Origin of the sequence: Coprococcus sp. ART55/1 (assembly GCF_000210595.1) — a bacterium.
Lineage (GTDB): Bacteria > Bacillota > Clostridia > Lachnospirales > Lachnospiraceae > Coprococcus > Coprococcus aceti.
This window is the reverse complement of the sequence record NC_021018.1, coordinates 2,917,004-2,918,561: the sequence shown is the minus strand read 5'-3', so window position 1 is coordinate 2,918,561 and position 1,558 is coordinate 2,917,004. Positions and strand designations below refer to the sequence as shown.

Annotated in this window: 2 protein-coding genes; both read left to right on the top strand. The window is 41.7% G+C overall.

The features are described from left to right. A partial coding sequence (locus CCU_RS13150) for a carbohydrate binding domain-containing protein (RefSeq protein WP_208896283.1) occupies positions 1 to 969 on the top strand: 969 nt, incomplete at its 5' end. Between the two features lie 266 nt (positions 970 to 1,235). Then, on the top strand, positions 1,236 to 1,558 hold a 323-nt coding region (locus CCU_RS13145; RefSeq protein ID WP_208896401.1), incomplete at its 3' end, for an exodeoxyribonuclease III.

Below are 1,558 nucleotides of genomic sequence, written 5' to 3'. Positions count from 1 at the left end.
GACAGCAGTGCGGATGCAGAGTCTGTTGTGGACAGCCAGAAGGAGGACAATGCTGCTGACTTCACAATAAAGAATTCAGGTGACCAAAACTGGAAGATACAGCTCAAGCAGAATAATATCAAGCTTGAGAAAGGACAGTGGTACAAGCTTTCATTTGATATAAAGAGCTCTGTGTCGAGAACTGTTCAGTACGCGATACAGAGAGATGGAAGCACGCATAAGGATAGTACAGGTGCAGAGGACTGGACACCATATGTTCAGGAAACAGTAAAGCTTGATGCATACGATCAGGCTGATCAGAAATATATGACTGTTTCAAACACATTCCAGATGGCCTGTGACACAGACGAAGAGAGTATTTTCAATATTGCACTTGGCGCAGGCGGAGAAAATGGTTCGGCAATTACTGATCAGCATAGAATCTGTATTGACAATATTGTCCTTGAAAAGACTTCAGCTCCAGAGATAGATGTGCCTGTAGGCAAGAATCTTATCACAAATTCAGAATTTGAGATGAGTGAGGATGGTAGCCTTGCCGGTTGGGAAAATGCAGTAACTGCTCCTGGAGATGCCACATTTGAGGCTGGAGATGGAAAGATCACATACAGTGTTGAAAACGTGGGTGAGGCAGACTGGAACATCCAGCTTAAGCAGATGGGATTATCTCTTGAGCAGGGCGAGTCATATACGCTTAAATGTACATTGGTTTCTGATGTTGATAGAGTTGTGAAGGTTGCTGTTATGACTCCTTCAGCCGGATATGCATGGCATGGCGGTGAAGATGTAGTTCTTACAGCTGGTGAGGCTAAGGATGTAACACTCGCAATTACACCTAAGGAAGAAGTTTTCACAGATGGTATCACTGTTGATACAGGTGCCGGATTATTCTTCTCAATGGGATATGTTGAAGGATACACACTTGGAGCACATACAGTTTCTATATCAAATGTATCATTTGTAAAAAATTAAATTTGACCCCTAAAAAATAATATATACCCTTAGGCAGCGGCGAATCGTCGCTGCCTTTTTCATTGTGGCCATAGCAGGATTTTGGTGAATTTTTAAATGATTTGACAGTCAGAATGGGTGTTGTATGATATAATGAGCATTGCGACGGATGCGCTTGCGCAAGCCGTCATAATGCGAATGCCTGCATGGAGCCGGTAGGCGACATGTTAAAATAAAACATGATTTTCCCCAAATAATAATGAAAGGATAAAATGGTATATAAATTTATGAAAAAACTTATCTCATGGAACGTAAATGGAATAAGGGCATGCGCCGGTAAAGGCTTCATGGACTTTTTTAACAGCATAGATGCAGACATATTCTGTATACAGGAGTCCAAGATGCAGGAGGGACAGCTCACACTTGATATGCCAGGATATTATCAGTATTGGAACTATGCGGATAAGAAGGGATATTCAGGTACGGCTATTTTCACAAAAGAGAAACCTTTGAGTGAAACAAAAGGTATAGGCATAGATGAACACGACCATGAGGGTCGTGTCACAACACTTGAATATGAGAACTTCTACATGGTGACTGTATATACACC